Below are 24,864 nucleotides of genomic sequence, written 5' to 3'. Positions count from 1 at the left end.
TTTTCGCCAGCATGATTTGCCGTGATTCTTATATGATGTTAGGGGACCACATCACAAAAAACAGTAGTTGTAATCTGAATAGATCGCGTTTCTGTGCCAGGAATAGTCGCAAAAAAAGACAATTGTCGATTATCTGTGCGGGAGCGCAAAATTCAGCCGCTCCGTATTCACCACCTGCTGGTCCACGCGGTCAATATCCACGGAGCTCTGCCCTTTCTCATTCACAGCCTTGATGTTCGCCAGCGACAGTAAGGTCTCATCTTTAGCCATAAACTTGCCTCGGACATCCTTACGCAGGTCGAAATTCATCTTCAGCGCCGGGCCGACGGCAGCTTCCTGCATCACGTTGATATTACGCAAGAAGAGGTGCTGCGGTTTGTTGTGCAACTCAAGCGTAGCCCGCTGCATCTCAACGTTGGTGATGGCCACAAAGGAGGTGGCGTTGCCGGAGGAAATTTGTATTCCGCGCAGTTTGTACGCAAGCTGGCGATTATCCAGGCGAATGTCGTTCAGCTTAAAGTTCTGAGGTATCGAGAGATAGTCGCCCTTTATTACACCGTAGCCGATCAGCATGCCGGCACTATTGACCATATCGACATTATCAATTATGAAATTATCACAGCCATAAATGGCTACCGTGGCGTTGTCTATTCCCGCCTTCTTGCTGAAGTCAGGAGTGATATTCTTGGCCTTAATATTGCGAATAATAAAGTGCTTACCGTTTTCGACGTGGACTAACTGACGACAGTTGCTGCCGGTGATATTTGCCACCACGAAGTTCTTCACGGTTTGCTTTTCCGGATAATCGTTGTCGTAGGTGCTGCCGGCGAGACCAATGCCAATGCCCCAGTTGATCTTGCCGTTCGTACAGTTAATGTTGTCAATCACATGATCGGAGATCAGGATGTTACGGTCATTAATGGCGACGTTCCACTCAATCGCGTCGCCCTGGAGATGGCTGAATTTACTGTTGGTGATGCGCGCGCCATCTATCTGATTATGGAATCCCTGGCGCAGGATGGCGTAGTTCGCCTGGCTTACGCTGATGTTATCAATCAGCAGGTTGCGCATGACGCGCGGCTTTTTGCCGCCAATGTAGATCTGCGTCACCGGTCCAAAGCCGCTCATTGCCAGCCCTTTGATCACACAGTCTGAACCGCGAATGTCCAGCGTAATGTTCTCCGTGCGGCCGTCACCTTCACCAATCACTTTACTGCCTTCCTGCAGCACGAAGCGTCCGCGACCATTTCCCGTTAACGCACCGCGGATCAACAGCGTTTTACCGTCAGGAATGAAAATGCCCGTATTGATGTTTTTACAGGTGAGCCCGGCAGGGACAACAACGGTGTCGCCTTCGTTAAATGCCTGCTTAAAGGCGGCGATCCAGTCGTTGTTGTTGTACTGGTTAACAGAGACCGTCTTTCCGGTTGCCGCCCGCGCAATGCGGGACGACAGCAGCGGCGTAGCCGCCAGGACGGATAATGAAGAGACAAAGGTGCGTCGGGTAATCTTTTTCAGCATACAACCTCGGCGTTACAACGTTTGCAGCAGGCTCGCTAACTGGCGATTAATCACCTGCTGGTTAAAATCTGCTTCAACTTTTTGTCGGGCGTTGTGGATAACGGGCTCCAGCGCCTGTTGGTCGATGCCGCTAAATTCGGCTAAACGATCCGCAAGGGCCATCGCATTATTCTCCGGTACCAGCCAGCCGGAGTAATCAGACTTGATTAACTCCGGGATCCCGCTGTGCAGGGTCGACACCACCGGAATACCGACGGCCATCGCCTCCATTAACGCAACCGGGATCCCCTCCATATCGCCATCAGCGCCGGTCACGGAAGGCAGCAGGAATACATCCGCCTCATCCAGCATGGCCTTCACCTCATGGCTTGGCTTAAAGCCTGGCATCTCCACGTAATCTTCCAGCTGATACTGTTCGATAAGCGTGCGAAGACGACGCTCCCACGGGCCAATACCGAGAATGCGATAGCGGAAATCCACGCCGCGCGCTCGCAGCTGGCGGCAGGCTTCGATGGCCACGTGCAGACCTTTTTTCTCCGTCAGACGCGCAACAGAGATTATCTGCAGCGGTTTTCCCGGCACCTTGACCGGGCGGCGGGTAAAGCGCTCTAAATCCACGCCCATACGCGAAACGGTGATTTTTTCCTGCGGACAGCCCATGTTTTTCAGACGCCCGGCCCACAGGTCGCTGATGGGCAGCATCATGTCGCCACGGCGGAAAAGCTGCTGATACTCCGGCGTGTAGTGGTTCAATACTTCGCGGCTGGAGATGTCGATACCGTGGAAGATGGTCGCAATCTTACCGTCAATCACCCCCAGCTCACGCAGTTTGGCGGCGGTCACGCCCGCCGGGCCAAAGTGAGCAATAAACACATCGGCGCGGTACGGCTGCGCCGTTTGACCACAAATGGCGGACAGGATCAGGTTGCGAGATTCCGCGCCATAGCGGGAAACATTCAGCGCGCGCCAGGTCGACGCACGATGGATCCCGCGTAAGGTCTGGCTGGCCCGGTGGCGCAGCTTATTTACTCTTCCTGAGGGCTCGTCCTGCAGCCAGCGGGTTTTCGCCTCCAGTCCATACTGCGTATACGCCGCATGGGTATTTTGTGTATCGCCCTTTTGCAGGGCGATGATCTCCACGTCGTATCCCATATCGATAAACGCGGTGATTTGGTTCAGCACAAAGGTTTCAGACGACAGCGGAAATTTCAGTAAGAAGAAACCAACCTTCATTTCCCCTCCCGGACGCGGTCGAGCACCGATTTCACCATCCCAATTCCCTTCTCGCGCTCGGCTTTCACCGCGACGGCCAGGCGTTCATTGATGGCAGGCAGTTGCCCCAGGGTATCGCCCACCATCGCGCCAAGCGAACCATCCAGCAGATGACGAATATCAACGGCCATTTCAGGCATGCCAAGCTGCTGCATAATACCGGCTGACTTGTGCTCGTAGTTAATCGCAATGGCCGGCGTGCCAAAGTTCATCGAAATGATCGCCGAGTGCAGACGCGTGCCCACGGTGAGGTCACAGGCTGAGAGCAATTTGCCCATCTCGAGGTCGTTCAGTTCGTCCATTACTACGTGATAACGGGACGGATCGTTTACCAGGTTGCGCAGGTTCAGCGCCACCATGCGGTCATCTTTGTTATAGCTGTCGATGCCGGTACAGGTTGAAAGCGCCAGCACCTGGTATCCGCTGTCCAGCACACGGTTAACCACGTCAGCAAACGCTTTCTCATACGCCGCCTGGGTGGTGCCTAAACGTTTATCAAACGGTGCAAGTTCGCGCAGGGTGATGGCGACCGTTTTCTGTTTCGCCGCCACGTCCAGCCAGTGCTGCACTGCGTAGCTCGCCTGGAAACTGTCGTCCTGATGATCCACCAGCCAGGCGGTGTCCACCCCGTGTTCGACTTTCGAAGTGTCAATCTCGCTGCGTTTCATCATATCGAGGCTTACCGACTCACGCAGGATCAGGGCATCGCAGTGGCCGAAGACATAGTTTGCCAGCTGGTTAAACTGCGGATCCTGGAACGGCCCGACGCTGTGACCAATCATAAACAGCGGTTTTTTCGCCATGAATGTGCAGAGTGCGTGCTCAAACTGCGGCACACCGTAAAGATCGACGAAGAACGATCCGCCGACCTGAATAATGGCGTCGTAGCCCGACAGCAGTCGAACGAAATCCGTGAAGCCCTGAGCAATGGCGATGTTACGCAGCTTGCCGGTATCAGTTACACGGGACAGCAACACCTGGTGCTGATAGCGACGGCGCAGAACTTTCTTCACGCGTCCCATCACGCCGGCAGCGTTGTTGTGCTGCTTCATCTGGCTGTAGAGCGGGTCGCCCATTACCGGGCGGTTCAATAACCAGGAAGAGCTGACCGGATAACGGCTCATCACGTCCACTTCAGTCTCAGGCTTAAGGGTGTTAATCGCATCCAATAAACCGCGCAGAATGGCGCTGTCGCCACGGTTGCCGCAGGTATGGTTGCCAAGAATAAGTAATTTCATAATGGCCTCTTAAATAACTAGCCTGCGCGAAGCAGCGTTTTCATTTTTTCGTTACGGCAAAACTGGCGCTTCATCTCCACCACCAGCGCATTACGTGACAGCACAATCATCACGCCAAACGCCAGTGCACCTGCTGCGACCTGTATTGCCAGCATGGCCGCGAGCGGCAGATGGCCAGTGAGCACGATGCCCAGGCCATAGCTCACCGCAAGGGTAGGCAGTGACAGATAAAACGGCAGCCACAGGCTCAGAATGTACTGCCGGTAGCTGGAGCCCAGCACCGGCTTGATCATCACGAAGTAGCTCAGAACGGTGTTGATGATCTGCACCAGCAGAAAACCAAGCGTGACCCCAATGGCGCCGGCCATATGTCCACCGACGATAATCGCCGGAATAAACAGGAACGTTTTAAACACGTTGAATTTGAAGCTGATATCAACCCGCGCTTTAGCCATCAGCAGTGAGCCAATCGGGTTGCCAACGGATCGCAGCAGCCCCACCACGCACAGCAGCTGCAGGATCGGGATAATGCTGTTCCACTTCTCGCCAAACACCAGCGGCACGAAGTTGCTCGAGACCACCATCAGCCCCAGCAAAACCGGGAAATTGATAATGCCCACCACAGAGAGCAGCTTGTAAAAATTGACGCGCAGCTTCTCGGTGTCGTCCTGAATTTTGGCGAACGCCGGGAACAGTACGCGGGTGATAATCGGGTTGAGCTTCATCGGTGGTACTACCGCGACGTTGTACGCCAGGTTGTACCCGCCCGCGACGCTCGCGCCGAGGATGCGTGCCAGCACCAGCGTGGAGAGGTTGGTGTTGACATAGTTGATGATGCTGTCGGCGGTGAGCCACGCGCCAAAACGCAGGTTGGATGACACCGAAGCGAGAGAGAAATGCAGCCCAGGACGGTAAATCTTGCGGCCAAAGTAGCCGAACAGCAGCGTACGCACGGCAGAGTTAACCAGATACCCGAGGATAGCGGTCATGGCCAGCGGCCAGAAATGGGCGCTGACCACGGTAAAGGTAAACCCTGCGAGAACAGCGCTGGTCTCGATCATCCCAATCTTGTTGAATTCCAGCTCTTTCTGCATCAGCGCGCGGAACTGTTGCCCGTGCGGGATCACCACAAAAGCAAACGAGAGCGTACGCATCAGCGGTGCCAGATCGGGGTTGTGCAGCACGCTGGCGATGGTATCGCTCAACAGGAACACCAGCACGAAAACGAACACCCCCAGCCCAACGTTCAGCCAGTAGAGCGTGGTCAGTTCCAGATGGCTGATCTCTTTGCGCTGGATAATCGAGTTAGCAATGCCGAAGTCAGACAACGTATCGGCCAGCGCGATAATCACCAGCGAGACGGTCAGCAGACCGAACTGGTGGTTATCGATAATGCGCGCCAGCACCGTCATCTGCACCAGGCCGAGGCCAATGATGACAATGGTCGCCATCGCTGACCATTTGGCGCCGCTGATGGTTTTTTCACGTAAGCTCATCTTAGTACGCCGCTTTGTTCACGAAACCTTTGAAGATGGTCAGAAAGACGATCTTGATATCGAACCAGAGGCTCCATTCACGGATGTACTCCAGGTCGAATTCGATGCGTTTTTCCATTTTTTCCAGCGTGTCGGTCTCGCCGCGCCAGCCGTTGATCTGCGCCCAGCCGGTAATGCCTGGCTTCACTTTATGGCGCAACATGTAGCCTTCAATCAGCGAGCGGTACTGTTCGTTGTGAGCCACGGCATGGGGACGGGGGCCGACAATCGACATGCCACCGGTAAAGACGTTGATAAACTGCGGCAGCTCATCCAGCGAGGTACGGCGCAGGAAGTTCCCCACCCGCGTAACACGAGGATCGTTCTGCGTCGCCTGGGTCACGACCTTGTCGTTCTCCATCACCTTCATCGAGCGGAATTTCCACACCATGATGGGCTTACCGTCCATGCCGTAGCGGGTCTGACGGAAAATAACCGGGCCCGGGGAGCTCAGCTTCACCGCCAGGGCAATGCAGCACAGCACCGGGGAGATCAGCAGTAAGATCAGTGAAGAGAGCACGATATCTTCCAGGCGCTTGAGCACGCGGTTGATACCCGACAGCGGGGTGTCATACAGCGGCACGACCGGCACGCCGTTCACTTCTTCAATACGGGAGTGGAGGATGTTAAAGGTAAAGACGTCCGGGATCAGGATCACCGAACAGGTGGTATCGGCCAGTTCACGCATCAATTTCTTGATGCGGGATTCATCTTTCATCTGCATCGCGATGTAGACGTTATGAATTTTGCCGGCTTTGGCGTCCTCAATAAGCTGTTCGTAATTACCGGCCCAGTCTGAAGGCACGCCGCCAGGCTTCGCGTCGTGATAAATCCCGACCACTTCAAAACCTAACCATGGCTCTTTGCGGAAGCTATCGAGAAGCACCTTCCCTACCGGCAAATCCCCCGCCACGGCGACAAAGCGACGGTTATAACCGCGGTTACGCAGCCAGCCGGCACCAAAACGGATCAGGGTGCGGCATACGACCATGCCGACGCTGGTAATCAGGTACCAGCACAGATACGTCACCAGGCGATTATCAAAATCATGGCTGAATGCCACCAGCCCTGCGCTGAAGATCAGGCTTAATGTCCAGTTCTGCAGCAACAGCATCAGTTCGGTGGTCATTTTCACACCACGCCACGAACGGTAGAAGTCGGTCATCCCCCCGATCATCTGGAACACAACCAGCGCAATCAGCGCCATGAGCAGATGCATGTAGAAGAAGGATTGCCCGCTTACCCAACTCACCACCCATAATCCGCCGACCATGATGGTGATATCAGAAAAACGCTGCACCATGGAGATTAACGATGCATTCGTTCTCGCTCGTTCGCGTTTTTTTAGATTCGTCATCGTTGTTCCTTTAGTTCAACACCTGCCCCCTCACCCCACATCAGGGTGAGGGGGAAAGCTATTTACTGATTCAACAGCGCCAGAATGTCCTTCGTTCGCGCTTCCATCAGCGCGGTATCCGCGCGGGATTCCACGTTCAGGCGCACCACCGGCTCGGTATTTGAAGAGCGCAGGTTAAAACGCCACTGCGGGAACGCCATGCTGATGCCGTCGGTACGGTCAATTTCCAGCGCATGGAGGGCAAAATGCTGCTCCACGCGGGCAATGGCCTCGGCCGGCTGCGCCAGTTTGCTGTTGATTTCGCCACTTGCCGGGAAGGCCGCCATGCGGTCGCGTACCAGCTCGCCAAGGGTCTGCCCTTTCAGACACAGCAGCTCGGTCACCAGCAGCCACGGGATCATCCCGCTGTCGCAGTAGGCAAAATCGCGGAAATAGTGGTGGGCGCTCATCTCGCCGCCATAAATGGCGTCTTCTTCGCGCATACGCTCTTTGATGAAGGCATGACCGGTTTTGGACATCACCGGCTGGCCGCCCGCGGCGTTCACCACATCCACGGTGTTCCAGGACAGACGCGGATCGTGAATAATCTTCGCGCCCGGGTTCTTCTCGAGGAACGCTTCCGCCAGCAGACCGACAATGTAGTAGCCTTCGATGAACTGGCCTTTTTCGTCGAACAGGAAGCAGCGGTCGAAATCGCCGTCAAAGGCGATACCCATATCGGCACCGTGTTCGATGACCGCGTTACGGGTGTCGTCGCGGCACTCCGGCAGCAGCGGGTTCGGGATACCGTTCGGGAAGTTGCCATCCGGGGTGTTATGGACCTTAACGAAGGTTACTGGCACGTTCAGGGCCTTAAAGCGGGCTTCGAGCGCATCCACCACCGGGCCGGCCGCGCCGTTACCGGAGTTGATCACCAGCTTCAGCGGTTTCAGGTTTGCAACGTTGATGTAGCCCAGCAGGTGGTCGATGTACGCTTTACGCAGGTCGATCTGCTTATAGCTGCCGCGTTTCGCTTCATTCACCGGCGGGAAATCGTTAGCTTCGGCGAGACGCTGCACGTCACGCAGACCGGTATCGCCGCTGATAGGACGCGCGCCCTTGCGCACCAGCTTCATACCGTTGTAGTCCATTGGGTTATGGCTGGCCGTCACTTCGATACCGCCGTCCACGCCGAGGTGGAAGGTGGCAAAGTAAATCTCTTCGGTGCCGGACAAGCCGATATCCAGCACGTCCACTCCCGCATCCTGCAGCCCTTTTGCCAGCGCCAGCTTCAGGGACTCACTGGTCAGACGCACATCGCCGCCCAGGACAATCGTTTGTGGCTTAAGATATTCGCCGTATGCGCGGCCAATGCGCCACGCAATGTCTTCATTCAGCTCTTCGCCCAGCTTGCCGCGAATATCGTAGGCTTTAAAACAGGTTAATTTTTCCATGATGACCCCTTTTTCAGGCAACAGTTGGCCCGCCCGATTAACAGGCAAATTTGTTTTTATTCATTCGCAGGCCGGATGCGCGAAACGCTATCCGGCTTTAGAGACGGCGCTATACCCGCCCGTAACGGTCCTGGAAACGGACAATATCGTCTTCTTCCAGGTACGAACCGGAGCGCACTTCAATTAAGTCGAGAGGAATTTTCCCCGGGTTTTCCAGACAGTGCGTGGCTCCCAGCGGAATATAGATTGACTCGTTTTCACCCAGCAGTTTCACTTCGCCATCAATCGTGACTTTGGCGGTACCCGCCACCACGACCCAGTGCTCGGCACGGTGGTGGTGCATCTGTACCGACAGCCCCTCACCCGGTTTCACGGTGATGCGTTTCACCTGGTAACGTTCACCGGCATCGATGGAGTCATATTTGCCCCACGGACGATACACTTCGCGGTGGATATGGTGTTCATGGCGACCATCGGCCTTGATCTTCTCCACCACTTTTTTAACGTCCTGCACGGCATTACGGTCAGCAATCAGCACGGCGTCTTTCGTCTGTACGACCACCAGATCCTTCACGCCAACTGTGGTCACCAGACCGGACTCGGCGTAGACATAGCTGTTTTCCGTTTTGTGGCTGATAACATCACCGTGGTGGACGTTACCCTCCGGGGTATGGGCGCTGATCTCCCACAGGGAGGACCAGGAGCCAACATCACTCCAGCCCGCATCCATCGGTACCACAACGGCATCGGCCGTGCGTTCCATTACCGCATAGTCAATTGACTCTTCCGGGCAGGCGAGGAAAGACGCTTCGTCAACACGGATAAAATCGAGATCCGGATCCACTACCGCCATCGCTTTCTCGCAGGCGTCCAGAATATCCGGGCGATATTTGCGCAGCTCTTCCAGGTAGCGGCCAGCGCGGAACAGGAACATCCCGCTGTTCCAGTAATATTCACCGCTGGCCACATACGCCTGCGCGGTTTCCAGATTCGGTTTTTCGACAAACTGCGCCACGTCAAACGCTACGCTGTCGCCTTCGCCCGGGGTCACATTGCCACGACGAATATACCCGTAGCCGGTTTCCGGAAGGTCCGGCACGATGCCGAAAGTCACCAGTTTGCCGTTTTCGGCGTAAGGAATAGCTGCGCGTACCGCCTCGCGGAACGACTCTTCCTGTTGAATAACATGGTCTGCCGCCAGAACCAGCATCAGCGGATCGCAATCCGGGCTGCTGCGTTTGGCCGCCAGCGCCGCCAGCGCAATCGCGGGGGCGGTGTTACGTCCGGCAGGCTCCAGAATGATATTTTCTGTGAGTTTGTTCAGCTGGCGCAGCTGCTCGGCGACAATAAAGCGGTGTTGTTCGTTACAAATCACCACCGGGCTTTCACACTCCACACCCTGCAGGCGGTTAACCGTCGTCTGCAGCATGGTGAGCTCCCCTTTCAGGCAGAGGAACTGTTTTGGATAGAGCACGCGGGACAGCGGCCACAACCGGCTACCAGAGCCACCTGCCATCACAACCGGATACAAAGTGGTTTGACTCATGATTTATCCCCGTATATCTGCAATAAATTGGCTCAGCACGTTCTCTTTCTCGAGCGTGCGTTCGGCATATTCACGTGCCACCGTGTTCGTTTTTGGCATGGCAAGTGCCCGTTCAATGCCAGTGACCAGCGCCGGGACCGATTCCGGTTCCACACAAACGGCGATCCCCGGATAGCTGTCGCACAGCTGGCCTAATTCTGTTTCGGCTTCCGCCGTGATCACCGCGTTACCGCCCACTGCCAGAATGTTGGTCAGCTTGGACGGCAGCACCGCGTCTGCCGCGCCGCGCTTTTGTACCACCAGATGGCAGTCGCCCATCTTCAGCAACGCAGGCAGTGCCTCGTAAGACTGAAGCGGGAAAAATTTCACGTTCGTCAGGCCGCGCTCGCTGGCCATTTTTTCCAGTCGCGCTTTTCCGCCGCCCTGCCCGACGATGACAAACATCCAGGGTTGATGGCTCAGTTGCTGTGCGGCATCGATGACGCTCTCAAGCCCCTGCTTCTCGCCGATGTTGCCTGAATAAAGAATGATTTTTTGGTCGTCAGGCAGACCGAGCTGAGCGCGTAGCGCCTGAGCATCACTGTCTGTCACGTCGCGAAAACGCGCCACTTCAGACCAGTTGGGGAAAAAGATCACTTTTTCCGCCGGTACGCCCTTCTCCTGCGCTTTGTTCATCATTGAGCGCGAGATGGTCGAGACATAATCCACGTTATGCAGGCCGCTGCGCTCGAAGGCGCTGGCGAGTTTCGCCACCTTCCCGCTCTTACCTTTGCCGGCCATTCCCAGGCCGAGCATGGCGTCCACTTCATAATCCTGAATGTGAAGCAGCGTGCGCGCGCCGGAGAGTTTGCCCAGCAGGCGCATGCCTGGGGTGCAGAACAGCGTTGGCACCACACCGATAATGCGATCCGGCTTCCAGCGACGTTGCGCCATCAGCGGGAAGAAACTGCTCAGGGCAAAGCTGCCCAGATGAAGTAACCGCTTCAGCGTTGAGGGCTGTTTCGGCACGTACAGCGGGCAACGCCAGACGGTCGCTGCGCCCTCTTCACGACGGTAGCGCCAGCCTGAATAGCGCTCACCTACTTTCCATTCCGGGTAGTATGGCGGCGCGGTAATGACCCGCACGTCATGTCCCTGGCTCGCCATCCACTCGACCATTTCGCCGGTGTATTTACCGATGCCGGTTAACTCCGGCGAATAGTTGATTCCGTACACCAGAATTTTCATAAGCCCGGCACTCCGGACTGACGATCGGCCAGGAAATAGGCACGACTGTTGTCATGCACATTGTCACTGGCCAGCAACGCCTCTGGCGTCTGCCAGCGGTAGTCGTCATGCTGAGAATCAGGCAGACGCAGGTCTGCCTCACTCACCTTCAGGCGAAAACCGAGCACCACATAGTGCGTGGTGAAACCGGTGCCCGAAAAGTTATCGTCATAGAAGTGCTGCCAGACCCCGTAAAACTGGCCTGCCGCCATCGGCAATTGCAGGCCCAGTTCCGCCAGAGTGAGACGCTCAAAAGCATTTTCCAGCGTCTCATCCTTCTGCACGCGCCCGCCGGGCACGAACCAAAAGCCCTGTGCAGGACGGTTGGTTCGTTTTCCCAGCAAGAACTCGCCGCGTTCGTTTTCCACCACCAAATCAATTGAGATGAGCGGAGTGGAACGCACTACCGTGGCAAAATCTTCCTGACTTAAAAACATCATTACCCCCGGAAGCGGTGCTGGTTTTCAAGGAACCACTGGTAGGTGCTTGCCAGCCCCTGCTCCAGTGATACCTCGTGATACCAGCCCAGCTGATGCAGACGGGTCACGTCCAGCAGTTTGCGCGGCGTGCCGTCCGGTTTGGTGGCGTCAAAGACCACGCGGCCTTTGTAACCCACCACCTGCGCGATGGTTTGCGCCAGCTCACGAATGGTGCAATCCACGCCAGTACCGACGTTAATGTGCGACAGCATCGGTTCGGTGTTTTCCTGCCACACCTCACGATCCAGCTCCATTACGTGGATGCTGGCAGCCGCCATGTCATCCACATGCAGGAATTCACGCATTGGCGTCCCGCTGCCCCACACCACCACATCCGGTGCATTTTCGGCCGTTGCTTCGTGGAAACGACGCAGCAGCGCCGGGATCACGTGCGAATTGCTCGGGTGGAAGTTGTCATGCGGTCCGTACAGGTTGGTCGGCATCACCGAACGATAGTCGCGGTTATACTGACGGTTGTAGGATTCGCACAGCTTGATCCCGGCAATCTTGGCAATCGCATACGGCTCGTTGGTTGCTTCCAGCGTGCCCTGCAGCAGTTCGCTCTCAGCGATCGGCTGCTTCGCCATTTTCGGGTAGATACAGGATGAGCCGAGGAACAACAGCTTATTCACGTTGTGCAGATGCGCTGCGTGAATGATGTTGCTCTCAATCATCATGTTCTCGTAGATGAAATCCGCCGGATACGTGTTGTTGGCAACAATGCCGCCCACTTTCGCCGCCGCCAGATACACCTGGTCAATACGTTCACTGGCGAAGAAGTCCTGTACCGCTTTGCTGTCGAGCAGGTTCAGCTCGTCACGGGTACGGACAATCACGTCGACATCACCGCGCTGTTCAAGCTGGCGAACAATCGCGGAACCCACCATTCCGCGATGACCCGCGACAAAAATACGTTGTTTTGTCATTCTCAGGACTCCAGCGCGATGGCAACCTCGTAGCCATGAGACTTGAGCAGGGAGTGTTTTTTCGCTGCTTCAAGATCTTTGGCAACCATCTCGGAAACCATCTCCTGCAGAGTCGTTTCTGGTTTCCAGCCCAGTGTTTCGTGTGCTTTGGTTGGGTCGCCCAGCAGGGTTTCCACTTCAGCAGGACGGAAGTAACGTGGGTCAACCTGTACAATCACGTCGCCCGGTTTCACGCCCGGTGCGTCATGGCCCGTTACGGAAACCACGATGCCTTTCTCTTCCACGCCGGTACCTTCGAAGCGCAGTTTGATACCCAGCTGAGCGGCAGCCATCTCAACGAACTGACGTACGGAGTACTGCACGCCGGTTGCGATAACGAAGTCTTCTGGTTTTTCCTGCTGCAGCATCATCCACTGCATTTTTACGTAGTCTTTGGCATGGCCCCAGTCACGCAGGGAATCCATGTTGCCGAGGTGCAGGCAAGATTCCAGACCCTGTGCGATGTTAGCGATAGCGCGGGTGATTTTACGGGTAACGAAAGTTTCACCACGACGTGGGGATTCGTGGTTGAACAGAATGCCGTTACAGGCATACATGCCGTAGGATTCACGGTAGTTCACGGTGATCCAGTACGCGTACAGTTTCGCCACCGCGTACGGAGAACGTGGGTAGAACGGGGTAGTCTCTTTCTGAGGAATTTCCTGCACCAGACCGTACAGCTCAGAGGTGGATGCCTGGTAGAAACGGGTTTTCTTCTCAAGGCCGAGGAAGCGAATCGCTTCCAGCAGACGCAGCGTACCCATTGCGTCAACGTCAGCGGTGTATTCCGGAGATTCGAAGGAGACCGCAACGTGGCTCATCGCGCCCAGGTTGTACACTTCATCCGGCTGCACTTCCTGCAGAATACGGGTCAGGTTGGAAGTATCGGTCAGGTCGCCGTAGTGCAGATGGAATTTCGGGTTCGCCGCATGAGGATCCTGATAAATGTGATCCACACGTTCGGTGTTGAATGAAGAAGCACGACGCTTAATACCGTGTACTTCATAACCTTTTTCCAGCAGCAGTTCTGCCAGGTAAGAACCATCCTGTCCGGTAACGCCGGTGATGAGAGCGACTTTAGACATGTTTATATTCCTCTACTTATGAATTTAATCAGTTTCAACGCGTTCGCGTATCACCACTGCGGGGTTGCCACGGCAAATTTTATTTGCCGGTAGCGATTTAAAAACGCTGCTGCGGGCACCGACTACCGTGCCATCGCCAACAGAAACACCAGGTGCAACAAAAACATCTGTCGCCAGCCAGCATTTTTCGCCAATCACAATCGGAGTGGCGGTAATATCAAAATGCTGACTCATAAAATCGTGACTGCCGGTGCACAAATAACACTTCTGTGAAACCACTGAATTTGCGCCAATCGTAATATCGCCAAGGGTATATAACACCGCGTCATCCCCTACCCACGCATAATCCCCAAGCGTTAATTTCCACGGGTAGGTAATTTTTACCGACGGGCGAATGACTACGTTTTTTCCGATTTTTGCGCCAAACAGTCGCAATAAAAAAGCTCGCCAGCGGTACAGTATTTGCGGTGACCAGGCAAATAAGGTGGCCTGTACGGCCCACCACAACTGCACTTTAATACCGCTCCCGCCCCGAAAGCCTTTCGGCACGGAGAAACCTTTAAGATCCTGCATTACGTTTCCTTATATTCAGGCTTTGTTATATAAGGTTTTCGTTTTACCGGTGGTACGCAGACGTAATAAATAAGATAATTCCGCCCAGAACCCCGGCACGCCTAATATTTTACGCTGCACATTTCTGGCATCCTGGCACAGTTCCAGATTATTAGACGTTGACACGCCGCCCATTGAAAATTCAGATACCAGCCCTTTAATTCGACGGAACGGGTAACCTGATTTATACAGGCTGGCAGTCAGCGCATAATCTGAAGAAACTTTATACTGCAGATCGTAAGGCTGTTTTTTCAGACCTTTTACCGGGAAGAAAATGGCCTGATGGCTGGCAGGCAAACTGTGGTAGATATACCAGCCGGGTTTCGCACTGCGGCAAACTTTATGGCCATCGCCAAAATCGAGCAGCGCGTCGCCAATGTACATCGCATCCTCTTTCTGGCGCGCCAGCTGACGGGCAAATAACGCCACATCCTCATGGAATACGTCACCGGAATTCAGGAAGATGGCATAACGGCCTTGCGCCATGTCGATGCCTTTATTCATCGCATCGTAGATGCCTTTATCTTTCTCGCTGATGAAACGTAAGTTGAACTCACCGTTGAGTTTTTCCAGAAACTCCGCCGTACCATCGTTCGAGCCGCCATCGACCACAATCCACTCAAAGGTGAGGCTTGGATCGCGCGCCAGGTTACGCAGCGAGCGCCAGGTTTTTACCACCCCTTCGTAATTACGAAAAGCGACAGTAATGACGCTAAGAAACATAAATCACCTCATTTCGTCATACGTTCGTAATATTAAGCGCTTTGCGCAGAATAAACGGACAGACAATCAAGAAAGCATATTCCGGGCTAAATATTGACCCGGTAAAAAACAACGACACCGGTGTAAACAGATAAAGCTGCACGCGAAAGTTCTGGTTATCACCAAACGCGTTAATCATCATTTTGAAAACTTTAAACAGATACCACAGTGTCAACAGTACGGCGAACCACGAAAAATAGATAATTAACAGATACAGGCCATTGTCTATGGTTTTACCGACATCCGCACCGTTAAAGATTCCGAATGATGCAACATATTCGTAAAGTGAGCCGAATCTTACTACACCATCGATATGGGTTAAGGAATAACCCACCATCACCAGTGGACCAATGATACGATAATAGGATGACGAGCCTTCGGTTCCCAAATCTCCCAGGCGTTCTGAGATGTATGGGAAGGCAAATATCACGCCAACCATAAATACTGTCAGAGAGATAATCGCCAGCGGCAGTTTTTTCTTAATCGCATCTTTGTTCAGGTACTGGAACGCCCACTCCAGCAGGTAAAACAGGATAAATGTCATTACCCCTGAGAACGATCCTGACAGAACAATTCCTGCAAGAATCATAGCATCGGTCTTAGGGGTTTTGATACCAAACTGTTTGATGCTGAGCCAAATTGAGATTAGTGCCAGAGCAAAAAACGCCGGTTCAAAATAGAGGGCTGTCGTACGCTTTCCGCCAAACTTGATGAAGTTCAATACATAGCTGTTACTGTAAATGAGATATTTCGAAATTATCTCCATCAGGCTACTGCCACCGGTCAGAATAATTTGCGCCATTTCCAGTGCAGCAAGCATAACAATTAACGCAACGGCAATATAAAAGAACCTAAGGATTTTCCGATAATTGTGTGGCGAAATAACCTTGAAACGAATACTCCAGACCATGCCAATAATAATGACGATATAAACAAACAGCATGGTGGAGGTGACGTATTTACTGGCATCCAGAGACTGACCAAAGATGTAGTTAAATAGCGTCAGACCCACGCCCAGCCCTAAGGCCATCATCAGCTTCTTGAGGTTGATTTTGTCGACATACAGCAGAAGCAGAACGGGCAAGAAGGTCACTATGGTTATCGGGAAGCTTTCGCCAAGCTGGGCAATTTTGACGTTGACCAGCAGGTAAATCAGCGGCAGCAGCAGATAACTACAGACTCTGATAGAACGAGACATATTCCTCCAGCATCTGTTGTCCACTGTAGGCCTTGCGGCTGCGGTTGCGGAACGATTCCAGGTCGGTACCAAAAACGGCCTGCGCGATCTGCGCCTTCGGCAGTTGCACCAGAGGCAGCACCTCATGCTCCGCAAACGTGGTCCCGCCCGATTTTTCCAGCACTTCACGTGCCGCATCGCTGTGGGTGGCAATCACCGGCACACCGATGGAGAGCGCTTCGCACAGGATCAGCGGGTAGTTATCCACGCGCGAACTGAATACCAGCGCATCCATCCCATTGAGGGCGCTCATCAGTTTGCGCTTGTCTGTTTCAAACCCGTGATTCACCACGTTAGCCCCTTCGAACGGCGAGAACTTGCCGAAGGTGTGCAGTTCAATCTTGTCACCCAGCGCCATCATGTCGCGCACCAGCTGCTGATTGGTTTTGCCGTCGTAACGCAGGTCATGCGCAACGATAGCGATTTTTGGTTTACCCGGGGTTTCTGCAACCGGGGTAAGTTCGGCCAGAATCGCTTCCGTCGCCACGTCGATACCGTTATTGATGATCTGACAGCGCCCTGCCCCATACAGACTGTTAAAGGCATCGGCCACGTGCTGGCTTGGAGAGATAAACGTACAGCCGAGCGAGAGCATGTCGCGGAACAGCTGGCGCTTTCCGGCCACCAGCTGATGGGCACGATCCACTTTCACCGGCGGATAGTTGCTCAGCGTCGGGCACTTCTGGCAGTTGCTTTTCCAGCCTTCACACCCGTCGGTAAAGGCGCAGCGACCGGTCACGCTCCAGTGATCGTGCAGCGTCCAGACGAAGCGGGTATCCGGTTTGTGGGCCTGCACCTTCTGACAAAACGCCACCACCTCTTCCAGATTCAGCCAGTAGCTGTGAAGCACGTGGAAATGCAGCACAACCGGCCCCTGGGAGCGCGTCACGGTGCGATAAAGGGTATTAAGATTGCCAAACAGATCGCGGTTAAACAGGCGGAACAAGGCAATGTTGGCCACGGAAGTCAGGCGCGGCGTGTGCTTATGCACCTGCGGGTAGTTATCGTGGCTGACGCTTTTCTTACCGCCTTTGCCATAACCGTAAATAAAACGAGACTGAAGTCCTTTTTGCAGCGCGCGCTGGTGAAGATCCAGCGCCACACCGGCCGCCCCGCCCTCTGCGAGACGGACGTTAAATTGCAGAATGTTCATTTGATCACCTTCACGCGGGCTTTCTCACCCACCACCAGCGCGTTATCCGGAATACTGTCCAGCACCACGCTCCCTGCGCCTATCGTGACGTTGTTACCAATCGTGATGTCGCCAATGATGACCACGTTCGCGCCCAGCTCGACGTTATTGCCAATCACCGGGCAGGCCAGGCTGTCGGGCCCACGGTTACCGATGGTGACCGCATGGCGAATAGTGAAATCATCACCGGCTACAACGAATTTGTTGATCACCACGGCATAACCGTGATGAATGGTAAAACGGCGACCAATGGTGGCAGCGGCCTGAATTTCATAACCAAAAAAACATTCAGTAATGATGCGGTACAGCACCAGCACCGGTGCTGCCCAGAGATTGTTTAAAACATTTTTCTTGCGCCACACCGAGCAAAAATGCGCGATGCGGTACGCCAGAACCATGCAGCACGGGCGCAGGCTCCAGCTGTTAGCGCGGCAATCTTCCAGAAACATTATTTCCCCCGAAGTCCATCAGCCAGACGCTTGCCGTTACGCACGGACAACAACGTGAGCAGCGTGCGCCAGTTCATGCGCTTATTGCGGATCTGATAGAGGGTAAACAGCTGATACTTCCGGCTGGCACGGTCGAACTTGTCCTTGTGCTTGCGGTAAAAGTGGAAGTAACCAGAGAATTTCTTCGGCGACGAGGTGATTTGCATCTCCCCGTGATTGATATGCAGGATCTGCGTCGCCTCTTCCACCTTCCACGGCTCGCCATACTCCATCACCATGCGCAGGAAGATGTCGTAATCTTGCGCAGCCTTCAGCTCGGTATCGAACAGGCACTCCTTAAAGCGCCACGCCCAGGTAAAGACCTGATTACCAATGATGTTGCGTTTAAAGAACAGGCGGCGTGAGTAAGGCGATTTCGGGTACAACGGCAGGCTGGCAGGCTGCGAGTAAACTTCACCCTGACAGACATAGTCGTTGGCATACAAAAACGCATGCGTCACCAGCTGTGCTTTGTGCGACAGGAAGATCGACAGACGGTTCGGCGTCCATTCGTCATCGTCGTCGATGCCGGTCAGATACTGGCCTTTAGCCTGCATAATCGCCTGGTTACGCACCGCGCACGCACCGGAGTTAATCTCGTTGTGCGTGTAAACCACGCGCGGGTCGTTAAGGTCAGTCACAAACTTTTGCAGCTGTTCGTATGAGGAAGAACAGTCATCAACGATGATCAGTTCCCAGTTATCGTAATCCTGTCGCAGCACAGATTTTATTGCGCGGATCGCCAGCTGCTGACGATTCCATGTCGGCATATAAATAGAAACTAAAGGGCGTTGTGTAGTCATGGTCTTCCCCGAAAGCTAACGATTAGTGACTGTCAGACTTGTATTCGTACTCGTAGTAACCGTAGTCCTGGTAACCGGTCGCACGACGGAAGATGGAGTTCAGGATCACCCCTTTCACTTCAATTCCGTTTTGCTCGAAGCGGCTCAGGCTGGTTTCCACTTCCTTCAGCGTGTTCACCGCGTAACGCGCCACCATCAGCGTGGTGCCGGCATGGCGGCCCACAATGGCGGCATCGGTCACCGCCAGAATTGGTGGGGTATCAATCAACACCAGGTCATAGTTTTTGCTCGCCCACTCCACCAGCTCGCTAAAACGTTCACTCATCAGCAGCTCTGATGGATTTGGCGGCACCTGACCACGCGGAATAAGGTCAAACTTCGGCACCGTCGTCGGTTTTGCACTCTGGCTAATCTCACCTTTGCCCAGCAGGATTTCCGACAGCCCGTTGACGTTATTGGTACCCAGCAGTTCGTGGGTATAGCCCTTACGCATATCACAGTCGATCAGCAGCACCCGTTTATTGGTCTGGCTCACCACCGCCGCCAGGTTGGCACAGACAAAGGTCTTACCAATTGACGGGCTGACACCGGTCAGCATCAGGACGTTGTTTTTGGCCTGCATCATGGCGAAGTGCAGACTGGTACGCAGACTACGAATCGCTTCGATGGCCAGATCGGTTGGGTTACCCACGGCCAGCAGCTGGCTTTGTTTGTAACGCTTAACGCCTTTGGTGGTTTTGACGCTGTCACGCGATTTTTGCCACTCCGACAGCGGGATGCTGGCGTAGACGTTGATACCGCTCTCTTCCAGTGCCTGCGGGCTTTCGATTCCACGGTTGAACAGCGAGCGAAGCAGCACGCCAACGATGGAGAGGATAAGACCCAGAATAATGCTGCCGAGAATGATGAGGGCTTTCTTCGGCTTCAGCACCCCTGGCTGGGTGATGGCCGGGTCAACGATGCGCACATCACCAACGGTACTGGCTTCGGTAATTTTCAGCTCCTGCTGTTTATTCAGCAGCTGCATGTACACCTGCTGTCCGGATTCCACATCGCGGGTCAGACGTACGATTTCCTGCTGCGTTTTAGGCATCGCAGTGACGCGATCGTTGAGTTTCGCCTTCTCTTCTTCCAGCGTGCGGCGTTTCTCCAGCAGCGTACGGTAGGCCGGGTGACGCTTGGTATAAAGCTTGGAAATCTCCGCCTCTTTGAAGGTCAGCTCGTTAAGCTGGGCATCAATGTTAACCATCGAGTCGAGAACGGATTTCGCTTCCAGTGGCAGGTCGACAGAGTCTTTATCCTGACGATAGGCGTTCAGCTTGTTCTCGGCATCATCCAGACGGGCGCGGACTTCCGGAAGCTGTTTGGCGAGGAATGCCAGGCTTTTCGCTGCTTCAGCCGATTTACGCTCAACGTTCTGCTCAAGATAGTTACGGGTGATGCTGTTGAGGATGTCGCGGATCTGATCCTTATCTTCACCGGTAAAGGTCATGCTCAGGACACCGGTGTCCTTGCCGTTTTCGGTGACGGTCAGGTTGTTCTGCAGATTGTTAATCATTCCCAGCGTGGAGAATTTGGTCACGGTAAATTCACCGCCCTCCTGGGCGTGGATCGCGCTGACCATCATGCTGACACCCTCTTTCGTCAGCATCTGCCCCACTTCACCGCGCGCGCTAAAGCCCGCATCGCTGGTTAACTGGTACTGTTTTGGGCCTAACACCGTCAGGGTAAAGGTCTGATCCGCGCTTCCTTTTGGCAGCACAAAGTCAGTCACTTTGACCGTGTCGTTGCTGCGTCCCATCAGACGGTCCCAGCCGGCACCAAAGATCGGGAAGGTATTTTTGGTGACGGAGATATCAAGGCCGAGGTCGTGAACGGTTTTACCCAGAACCAGGCGCGACTGGATCAGCTGAATTTCCGCATCGGAGGCCGGCGGTTTGTTCGCCAGTGCGGAGCCAATGTCCTGCACCAGCGAGTTACCGGTATTCTGCTCAATCTGCACCAGCGCATCGGCACTGTAGATGGGCGTCGCAAACAGCGTATAGACGACGGCCGCCGCGGCAAACACGGCGGTGATCCCAAGCACCCACCACTTTGCCTCTACGACGGTGCCGACCAGGCGACCAATATCGATTTCATCACTGCCCGAAGTCGGGGCGGCAGAAGGTTTTGTTTTTTCTGTCATTGTTATCCCTGCTGAGCTTTCAGTGCCTGCGCCCACTGACGGGCAGACTGGTCAAGTAAGGTGTATACCGCCTCGAAGGCCTCATGGCTTTTGCGATATGGATCGGGGATTTCGCGTTCATTGTCCCAGTGACCAAACAGCATCACCTTGCCGCGCATCTCCGGTGCGATATCACACAGCGCATGGATATGGCGTTTTTCCATCGTCAGGATCAGGTCATACTCCCGGCACATACGGCCGGTGACCTGACGGGCGATGTGCCCGTCGAGCGAAAGGTTATGATCGCGGGCCACGCTCGTTGCGCGCTCATCGGCACCTTTACCGACCAGCGCACCCAGCCCTGCGGATTCAACGGTCAGTTCGGGCTGGTAGAGTTTCAGCAGCCGTTCAGCCGTGGGGGAACGGCAAATGTTCCCCACGCATACCACCAGAATTTTGTTAAACATCGCGGATTACCAGGTATGAATGTCGCGCGCCGTATCCGTCATGTAGCGAACGCCACTGATGGTTGGCAGCAACTGGTTGATCAGACGGTTCCAGCGGGCAACCGGTGCGGTGGTGACATACACCACATCGTATGGCTGGAGACGGAACTCCGTTGCCATCACCAGAGACGTCGCATCGGACATATCCAGCTGGTAGATGTTGGCAATCTTGCCTTTCGCACTGCCCTCACCTTTCAGCGGACGGATCACGAAGATACCGGTGGCGTTGGAGGTGGTCAGATCAATACCCTCTGCATTACCCAGCGCTTCGGTCAGGGTCATGCCGCTGAAGTCCATTTTGAGGGTGCTCTGTTTCTTAACTTCGCCCATCACGAACACTTTCAGATCGTCATTGCGCGGTACGTAAAGAATGTCGCCCGGATAGAGCAGACGGTTCTGAGTCAGGTCACCGTTTTGCATCAGCGCCTGCAGCGAAATGCGCTGCTCTTTGCCGTTGTGCGTCAGAACCACGTTGCGCCAGTCGGCACCGTCGGTTAAACCGCCGGCGGCGTTAATGGCATCCAGAACGGTCAGCGGTACGTTGGTGATGGCCTGTTGACCGGATTTATTCACCTGTCCGGAGATATAGGCTTTTTGCGAGCGGAATGCGGCGATATTAACGTCCACCTGCGGATCGGCGATGTACTGCGCTAAGCGGCCGGTAATATCACTGCGGATTTCGGCGAGCGTTTTCCCGGCAACGTGTACCTTGCCAATATAGGGATAGAACATGGTGCCGTCTGACTGTACCCAGTTACCGGTGTCGCTTGAGCTACGGTACTGGCCCGCTGGGGTGGTCAGTTCAGGGTGGTCCCAGACGGTGACGTTGATGACATCACCCGGCCCCACGCGGTACTGGTAGGAGGCAATCTCCTGATCCAGAGACATATTCGGCTGAGCAACATTCGGACGTGGGCGTAATTGTTCGACCAGACGTGGCGTGAGTGGATAAACATTCACCATTTTGTCGAGATCAAAATCGGCATCCTGCTGCTTGATCACATCCTTACCCATTGTTGACATATTGCTGCCGGGAAAGACCGTACAACCACTCATCAAGGTCACAGACACCAATAATGGCATCAATTTCATTTTGGATTTCATCATTGATTATTTATCACTTTGGCAGAGTAATTATCCTGTGCAATTTAAAATAAGCCGGGTCGTATTGGGTTTCAGCATGCAGTTAATCAAATAGAAATATAACTGGCATCAGTCCTAAAAAAAGCTTATTCATCCATTGGCTATTGACAGAATAATCGAGGCTGATTCACACGCTTTCAGGCACGCTACCGCCCTTGGCTTTCAGTTACCAATCCACTGACTAAACAATGTGTTATGGATAGACACCCTCTTGAACAAGGTCTTCTGGAAATATATCAGCCGCAAAAACGCCCGACGGATAATCAATAACCATTCCTGAAGACCGAAACAATAATAGCAACAAGGAGATTTAACATTTGATGCTGGAGGAATTGTTGCAGCTAACCTAATAGCAGGCAAGGAGACAACTGTCCTAATAACTGTTTTTAAGATTAATATTAAGAGCAAAGTTTTGACCTTTTAGGATTTTCTTTATATTGACAAAGCAACAATAAAAACCATTAATTGCGATATATCCTAAAATGTACTGTGCGTAATAAAATATACGTAATTACCTTATTTACAGCGCCAGCGTATTGCTCTCTTTTTGTTCGGCCTTATTAAGAGAAATCTCAGCCCGGCATTGCAATTTCCCGCCGCTTTATCCATGATCGAAGTGTGACATTCGTCATATAACAGAAGGTATTGCTATTACTATGGAATGGATTGCCGATCCATCAATCTGGGCCGGACTGGTGACGCTGGTTGTCATCGAATTGGTGCTCGGTATTGATAATCTGGTCTTTATCGCCATCCTCGCCGAAAAACTGCCCCCTTCTCAGCGTGACCGCGCTCGCGTAACGGGCCTGCTTTTGGCGATGGTGATGCGGTTGCTGCTGCTGGCCTCTATCTCCTGGCTGGTCACGCTCACACAGCCTCTGTTCTCCGTTCACGGCCTGAGCTTCAGCGCCCGTGACCTGATCATGCTCTTCGGTGGCTTGTTCCTGCTGTTTAAAGCGACGGTTGAACTTAATGAGCGGCTCGAAGGCAAAGACAGTGAAAACCCGACCCAGCGACGCGGGGCAAAATTCTGGCCTGTGGTGGCGCAAATCGTGGTGCTGGACGCCGTCTTCTCACTGGACTCGGTGATCACCGCCGTCGGGATGGTTGACCACCTGGCCGTGATGATGGCCGCAGTGATCATTGCCATTACGCTGATGGTGATGGCAAGTAAAGCCCTGACCCGGTTCGTTAACAGCCACCCGACCATTGTTATTCTCTGCCTGAGTTTCCTGCTGATGATTGGCTTTAGCCTGGTGGCAGACGGGTTTGGATTCCACATTCCGAAAGGCTATCTGTATGCCGCCATTGGTTTCTCAGTAATGATTGAAGCGCTGAACCAGCTGGCGATATTCAACCGTCGCCGCTTCCTCTCAGCGAATCAGACGTTACGTCAACGCACGGCCGACACGGTCATGCGCCTGCTGAGCGGGAAAAAAGAGGATGCAGAACTGGATGCGGAATCCGCCGCGATGCTTGCCGATCACAGTGACGGGCTGATCTTTAATCCGCAGGAGCGACTGATGATTGAGCGGGTGCTCAATCTTAATCAGCGGACGGTCAGCAGCATCATGACATCACGGCATGACATCGAGCATATCGACCTGACGGCACCGGAGGAGCACATTCGCGCCCTGCTGGATAAAAACCAGCACACCCGCGTGGTTGTCACCGGTGGTGAAGAGGAAGAGGAGTTGCTTGGCGTGGTGCACGTCATCGACCTGCTGCAACAGCAGCTGCACGGTGAAGCACTCAATCTGCGCGCCCTGGTGCGCCAGCCGCTGGTCTTCCCTGAAGGACTGCAGCTGCTTTCTGCCCTTGAGCAGTTCCGTAATGCACGCACTCACTTTGCCTTCGTGGTGGATGAATTCGGTTCCGTTGAAGGACTGGTCACGCTCAGCGACGTCATGGAAACCATCGCCGGTAATTTGCCCAACGAGGTGGATGAGATTGATGCGCGCCACGACATCCAGAAAAATGCCGACGGGTCGTGGACGGCGAACGGTCATATGCCGCTGGAAGACCTGGTGCAATATGTGCCGTTGCCGCTGGATGAAAAACGCGAGTATCACACTATTGCCGGTCTGCTGATGGAATATTTGCAGCGTATCCCGCAACCGGGAGAAGAGGTTCAGGTGGGCGACTATCTGCTTAAAACGTTGCAGGTTGAGAGCCACCGTGTACAGAAGGTGCAGCTCATTCCACTGCGGGATGAAGAAGAACTGGACTATGAGGTTTAGTGAGTTGTTTTGCCCGGTAG

At 54.1% G+C, this 24,864-nt stretch carries 21 protein-coding genes; 1 reads left to right on the top strand and 20 read right to left on the bottom strand.

Annotation, left to right across the window (positions count from 1 at the left end; genetic code table 11):
* Window positions 1-129: 129 nt before the first annotated feature.
* From wcaM to L466_RS13435, 20 genes are all read right to left on the bottom strand, one after another.
* The gene (gene wcaM / locus L466_RS13340) at window positions 130-1,521 is read right to left on the bottom strand and encodes a colanic acid biosynthesis protein WcaM (RefSeq protein ID WP_025203690.1); all 1,392 of its coding nucleotides are present in this window, start codon (window positions 1,519-1,521) and stop codon (window positions 130-132) included.
* A 12-nt stretch (window positions 1,522-1,533) separates the two neighbouring features.
* Entirely contained in the window at window positions 1,534-2,754 is a 1,221-nt protein-coding gene (wcaL, locus tag L466_RS13345; RefSeq protein WP_014170810.1) for a colanic acid biosynthesis glycosyltransferase WcaL, read from the bottom strand.
* A complete protein-coding gene (wcaK, locus tag L466_RS13350; RefSeq protein WP_024908095.1) occupies window positions 2,751-4,031 on the bottom strand; it encodes a colanic acid biosynthesis pyruvyl transferase WcaK in 1,281 nt (426 codons plus the stop codon). The genes wcaL and wcaK overlap by 4 nt, the downstream gene beginning before the upstream one ends.
* Before the next feature lie 17 nt (window positions 4,032-4,048).
* On the bottom strand, window positions 4,049-5,527 hold the full coding sequence (wzxC, locus tag L466_RS13355; protein ID WP_014170812.1) for a colanic acid undecaprenyl disphosphate flippase WzxC: 1,479 nt from the start codon (window positions 5,525-5,527) through the stop codon (window positions 4,049-4,051).
* Window position 5,528: 1 nt separating this feature from the next.
* Complete coding sequence (gene wcaJ, locus L466_RS13360) at window positions 5,529-6,923, bottom strand: undecaprenyl-phosphate glucose phosphotransferase (RefSeq protein WP_014170813.1); 1,395 nt, start codon at window positions 6,921-6,923, stop codon at window positions 5,529-5,531.
* A gap of 62 nt (window positions 6,924-6,985) precedes the next feature.
* Complete coding sequence (gene cpsG, locus L466_RS13365) at window positions 6,986-8,356, bottom strand: colanic acid biosynthesis phosphomannomutase CpsG (RefSeq protein ID WP_032680630.1); 1,371 nt, start codon at window positions 8,354-8,356, stop codon at window positions 6,986-6,988.
* Between the two features lie 109 nt (window positions 8,357-8,465).
* Window positions 8,466-9,902 carry a mannose-1-phosphate guanyltransferase gene (gene cpsB / locus L466_RS13370; RefSeq protein WP_014170815.1) on the bottom strand — a complete coding sequence of 479 codons (1,437 nt, stop codon included), beginning with the start codon at window positions 9,900-9,902 and terminating at the stop codon, window positions 8,466-8,468.
* Window positions 9,903-9,905: 3 nt separating this feature from the next.
* Entirely contained in the window at window positions 9,906-11,129 is a 1,224-nt protein-coding gene (gene wcaI, locus L466_RS13375; protein ID WP_025203687.1) for a colanic acid biosynthesis fucosyltransferase WcaI, read from the bottom strand.
* Window positions 11,126-11,605, bottom strand: a complete 480-nt coding sequence (locus tag L466_RS13380) for a GDP-mannose mannosyl hydrolase (RefSeq protein ID WP_072126435.1) — start codon at window positions 11,603-11,605, stop codon at window positions 11,126-11,128. The genes wcaI and L466_RS13380 overlap by 4 nt, the downstream gene beginning before the upstream one ends.
* 2 nt (window positions 11,606-11,607) lie before the next feature.
* On the bottom strand, window positions 11,608-12,573 hold the full coding sequence (locus tag L466_RS13385) for a GDP-L-fucose synthase (RefSeq protein WP_014170818.1): 966 nt from the start codon (window positions 12,571-12,573) through the stop codon (window positions 11,608-11,610).
* 2 nt (window positions 12,574-12,575) lie between these two features.
* The gene (gmd, locus tag L466_RS13390) at window positions 12,576-13,697 is read right to left on the bottom strand and encodes a GDP-mannose 4,6-dehydratase (RefSeq protein WP_014170819.1); all 1,122 of its coding nucleotides are present in this window, start codon (window positions 13,695-13,697) and stop codon (window positions 12,576-12,578) included.
* A 24-nt stretch (window positions 13,698-13,721) separates the two neighbouring features.
* Complete coding sequence (gene wcaF / locus L466_RS13395; protein WP_020883264.1) at window positions 13,722-14,270, bottom strand: colanic acid biosynthesis acetyltransferase WcaF; 549 nt, start codon at window positions 14,268-14,270, stop codon at window positions 13,722-13,724.
* A 15-nt stretch (window positions 14,271-14,285) separates the two neighbouring features.
* Window positions 14,286-15,032 (bottom strand): colanic acid biosynthesis glycosyltransferase WcaE, encoded by a 747-nt coding sequence (wcaE, locus tag L466_RS13400; RefSeq protein ID WP_014170821.1) that lies wholly within the window; start codon window positions 15,030-15,032, stop codon window positions 14,286-14,288.
* A gap of 16 nt (window positions 15,033-15,048) precedes the next feature.
* Entirely contained in the window at window positions 15,049-16,269 is a 1,221-nt protein-coding gene (gene wcaD, locus L466_RS13405) for a colanic acid polymerase WcaD (RefSeq protein ID WP_020883262.1), read from the bottom strand.
* Window positions 16,244-17,461 (bottom strand): colanic acid biosynthesis glycosyltransferase WcaC, encoded by a 1,218-nt coding sequence (gene wcaC / locus L466_RS13410; protein ID WP_014170823.1) that lies wholly within the window; start codon window positions 17,459-17,461, stop codon window positions 16,244-16,246. The genes wcaD and wcaC overlap by 26 nt, the downstream gene beginning before the upstream one ends.
* Window positions 17,458-17,949, bottom strand: coding sequence for a colanic acid biosynthesis acetyltransferase WcaB (gene wcaB, locus L466_RS13415; protein WP_014170825.1), 492 nt, complete (start codon window positions 17,947-17,949; stop codon window positions 17,458-17,460). The genes wcaC and wcaB overlap by 4 nt, the downstream gene beginning before the upstream one ends.
* Window positions 17,949-18,791: a colanic acid biosynthesis glycosyltransferase WcaA gene (gene wcaA / locus L466_RS13420; RefSeq protein WP_032680629.1), complete on the bottom strand. Its 843-nt coding sequence runs from the start codon at window positions 18,789-18,791 to the stop codon at window positions 17,949-17,951. Before wcaA ends, wcaB begins: the two co-directional genes overlap by 1 nt.
* A 22-nt stretch (window positions 18,792-18,813) precedes the next feature.
* Window positions 18,814-20,976, bottom strand: coding sequence for a tyrosine-protein kinase Wzc (wzc, locus tag L466_RS13425; RefSeq protein WP_032680628.1), 2,163 nt, complete (start codon window positions 20,974-20,976; stop codon window positions 18,814-18,816).
* 2 nt (window positions 20,977-20,978) lie between these two features.
* Window positions 20,979-21,422 (bottom strand): low molecular weight protein-tyrosine-phosphatase Wzb, encoded by a 444-nt coding sequence (wzb, locus tag L466_RS13430; protein ID WP_014170828.1) that lies wholly within the window; start codon window positions 21,420-21,422, stop codon window positions 20,979-20,981.
* 6 nt (window positions 21,423-21,428) lie between these two features.
* Window positions 21,429-22,568: a polysaccharide export protein gene (locus tag L466_RS13435; RefSeq protein ID WP_014170829.1), complete on the bottom strand. Its 1,140-nt coding sequence runs from the start codon at window positions 22,566-22,568 to the stop codon at window positions 21,429-21,431.
* Window positions 22,569-23,260: 692 nt separating this feature from the next.
* Between L466_RS13435 and L466_RS13440 the strand changes: the two genes are divergently transcribed.
* Entirely contained in the window at window positions 23,261-24,844 is a 1,584-nt protein-coding gene (locus L466_RS13440; protein WP_020883259.1) for a TerC family protein, read from the top strand.
* Window positions 24,845-24,864: the final 20 nt, after the last annotated feature.

The organism is Enterobacter sp. BIDMC 30, assembly GCF_000534355.1.
Taxonomy (GTDB): domain Bacteria; phylum Pseudomonadota; class Gammaproteobacteria; order Enterobacterales; family Enterobacteriaceae; genus Enterobacter; species Enterobacter ludwigii.
The sequence above is the reverse complement of the archived record's forward strand: the minus strand, read 5'-3'. Positions and strand labels throughout refer to the sequence as shown.

What these genes read in the sequence shown, in the direction of transcription:
- wzc (WP_032680628.1), bottom strand. Translation starts at nt 20,976, where the DNA reads ATGACAGAAAAAACAAAACCTTCTGCCGCCCCGACTTCGGGCAGTGAT.
- wzb (WP_014170828.1), bottom strand. Translation starts at nt 21,422, where the DNA reads ATGTTTAACAAAATTCTGGTGGTATGCGTGGGGAACATTTGCCGTTCC.
- wcaA (WP_032680629.1), bottom strand. Translation starts at nt 18,791, where the DNA reads ATGACTACACAACGCCCTTTAGTTTCTATTTATATGCCGACATGGAAT.
- wcaJ (WP_014170813.1), bottom strand. Translation starts at nt 6,923, where the DNA reads ATGACGAATCTAAAAAAACGCGAACGAGCGAGAACGAATGCATCGTTA.
- wcaB (WP_014170825.1), bottom strand. Translation starts at nt 17,949, where the DNA reads ATGTTTCTGGAAGATTGCCGCGCTAACAGCTGGAGCCTGCGCCCGTGC.
- wcaM (WP_025203690.1), bottom strand. Translation starts at nt 1,521, where the DNA reads ATGCTGAAAAAGATTACCCGACGCACCTTTGTCTCTTCATTATCCGTC.
- wcaL (WP_014170810.1), bottom strand. Translation starts at nt 2,754, where the DNA reads ATGAAGGTTGGTTTCTTCTTACTGAAATTTCCGCTGTCGTCTGAAACC.
- wcaK (WP_024908095.1), bottom strand. Translation starts at nt 4,031, where the DNA reads ATGAAATTACTTATTCTTGGCAACCATACCTGCGGCAACCGTGGCGAC.
- L466_RS13440 (WP_020883259.1), top strand. Translation starts at nt 23,261, where the DNA reads ATGGAATGGATTGCCGATCCATCAATCTGGGCCGGACTGGTGACGCTG.
- L466_RS13380 (WP_072126435.1), bottom strand. Translation starts at nt 11,605, where the DNA reads ATGTTTTTAAGTCAGGAAGATTTTGCCACGGTAGTGCGTTCCACTCCG.
- wcaI (WP_025203687.1), bottom strand. Translation starts at nt 11,129, where the DNA reads ATGAAAATTCTGGTGTACGGAATCAACTATTCGCCGGAGTTAACCGGC.
- wcaD (WP_020883262.1), bottom strand. Translation starts at nt 16,269, where the DNA reads ATGTCTCGTTCTATCAGAGTCTGTAGTTATCTGCTGCTGCCGCTGATT.
- wzxC (WP_014170812.1), bottom strand. Translation starts at nt 5,527, where the DNA reads ATGAGCTTACGTGAAAAAACCATCAGCGGCGCCAAATGGTCAGCGATG.
- cpsG (WP_032680630.1), bottom strand. Translation starts at nt 8,356, where the DNA reads ATGGAAAAATTAACCTGTTTTAAAGCCTACGATATTCGCGGCAAGCTG.
- cpsB (WP_014170815.1), bottom strand. Translation starts at nt 9,902, where the DNA reads ATGAGTCAAACCACTTTGTATCCGGTTGTGATGGCAGGTGGCTCTGGT.
- wcaE (WP_014170821.1), bottom strand. Translation starts at nt 15,032, where the DNA reads ATGTTTCTTAGCGTCATTACTGTCGCTTTTCGTAATTACGAAGGGGTG.
- wcaC (WP_014170823.1), bottom strand. Translation starts at nt 17,461, where the DNA reads ATGAACATTCTGCAATTTAACGTCCGTCTCGCAGAGGGCGGGGCGGCC.
- gmd (WP_014170819.1), bottom strand. Translation starts at nt 13,697, where the DNA reads ATGTCTAAAGTCGCTCTCATCACCGGCGTTACCGGACAGGATGGTTCT.
- L466_RS13435 (WP_014170829.1), bottom strand. Translation starts at nt 22,568, where the DNA reads ATGATGAAATCCAAAATGAAATTGATGCCATTATTGGTGTCTGTGACC.
- L466_RS13385 (WP_014170818.1), bottom strand. Translation starts at nt 12,573, where the DNA reads ATGACAAAACAACGTATTTTTGTCGCGGGTCATCGCGGAATGGTGGGT.
- wcaF (WP_020883264.1), bottom strand. Translation starts at nt 14,270, where the DNA reads ATGCAGGATCTTAAAGGTTTCTCCGTGCCGAAAGGCTTTCGGGGCGGG.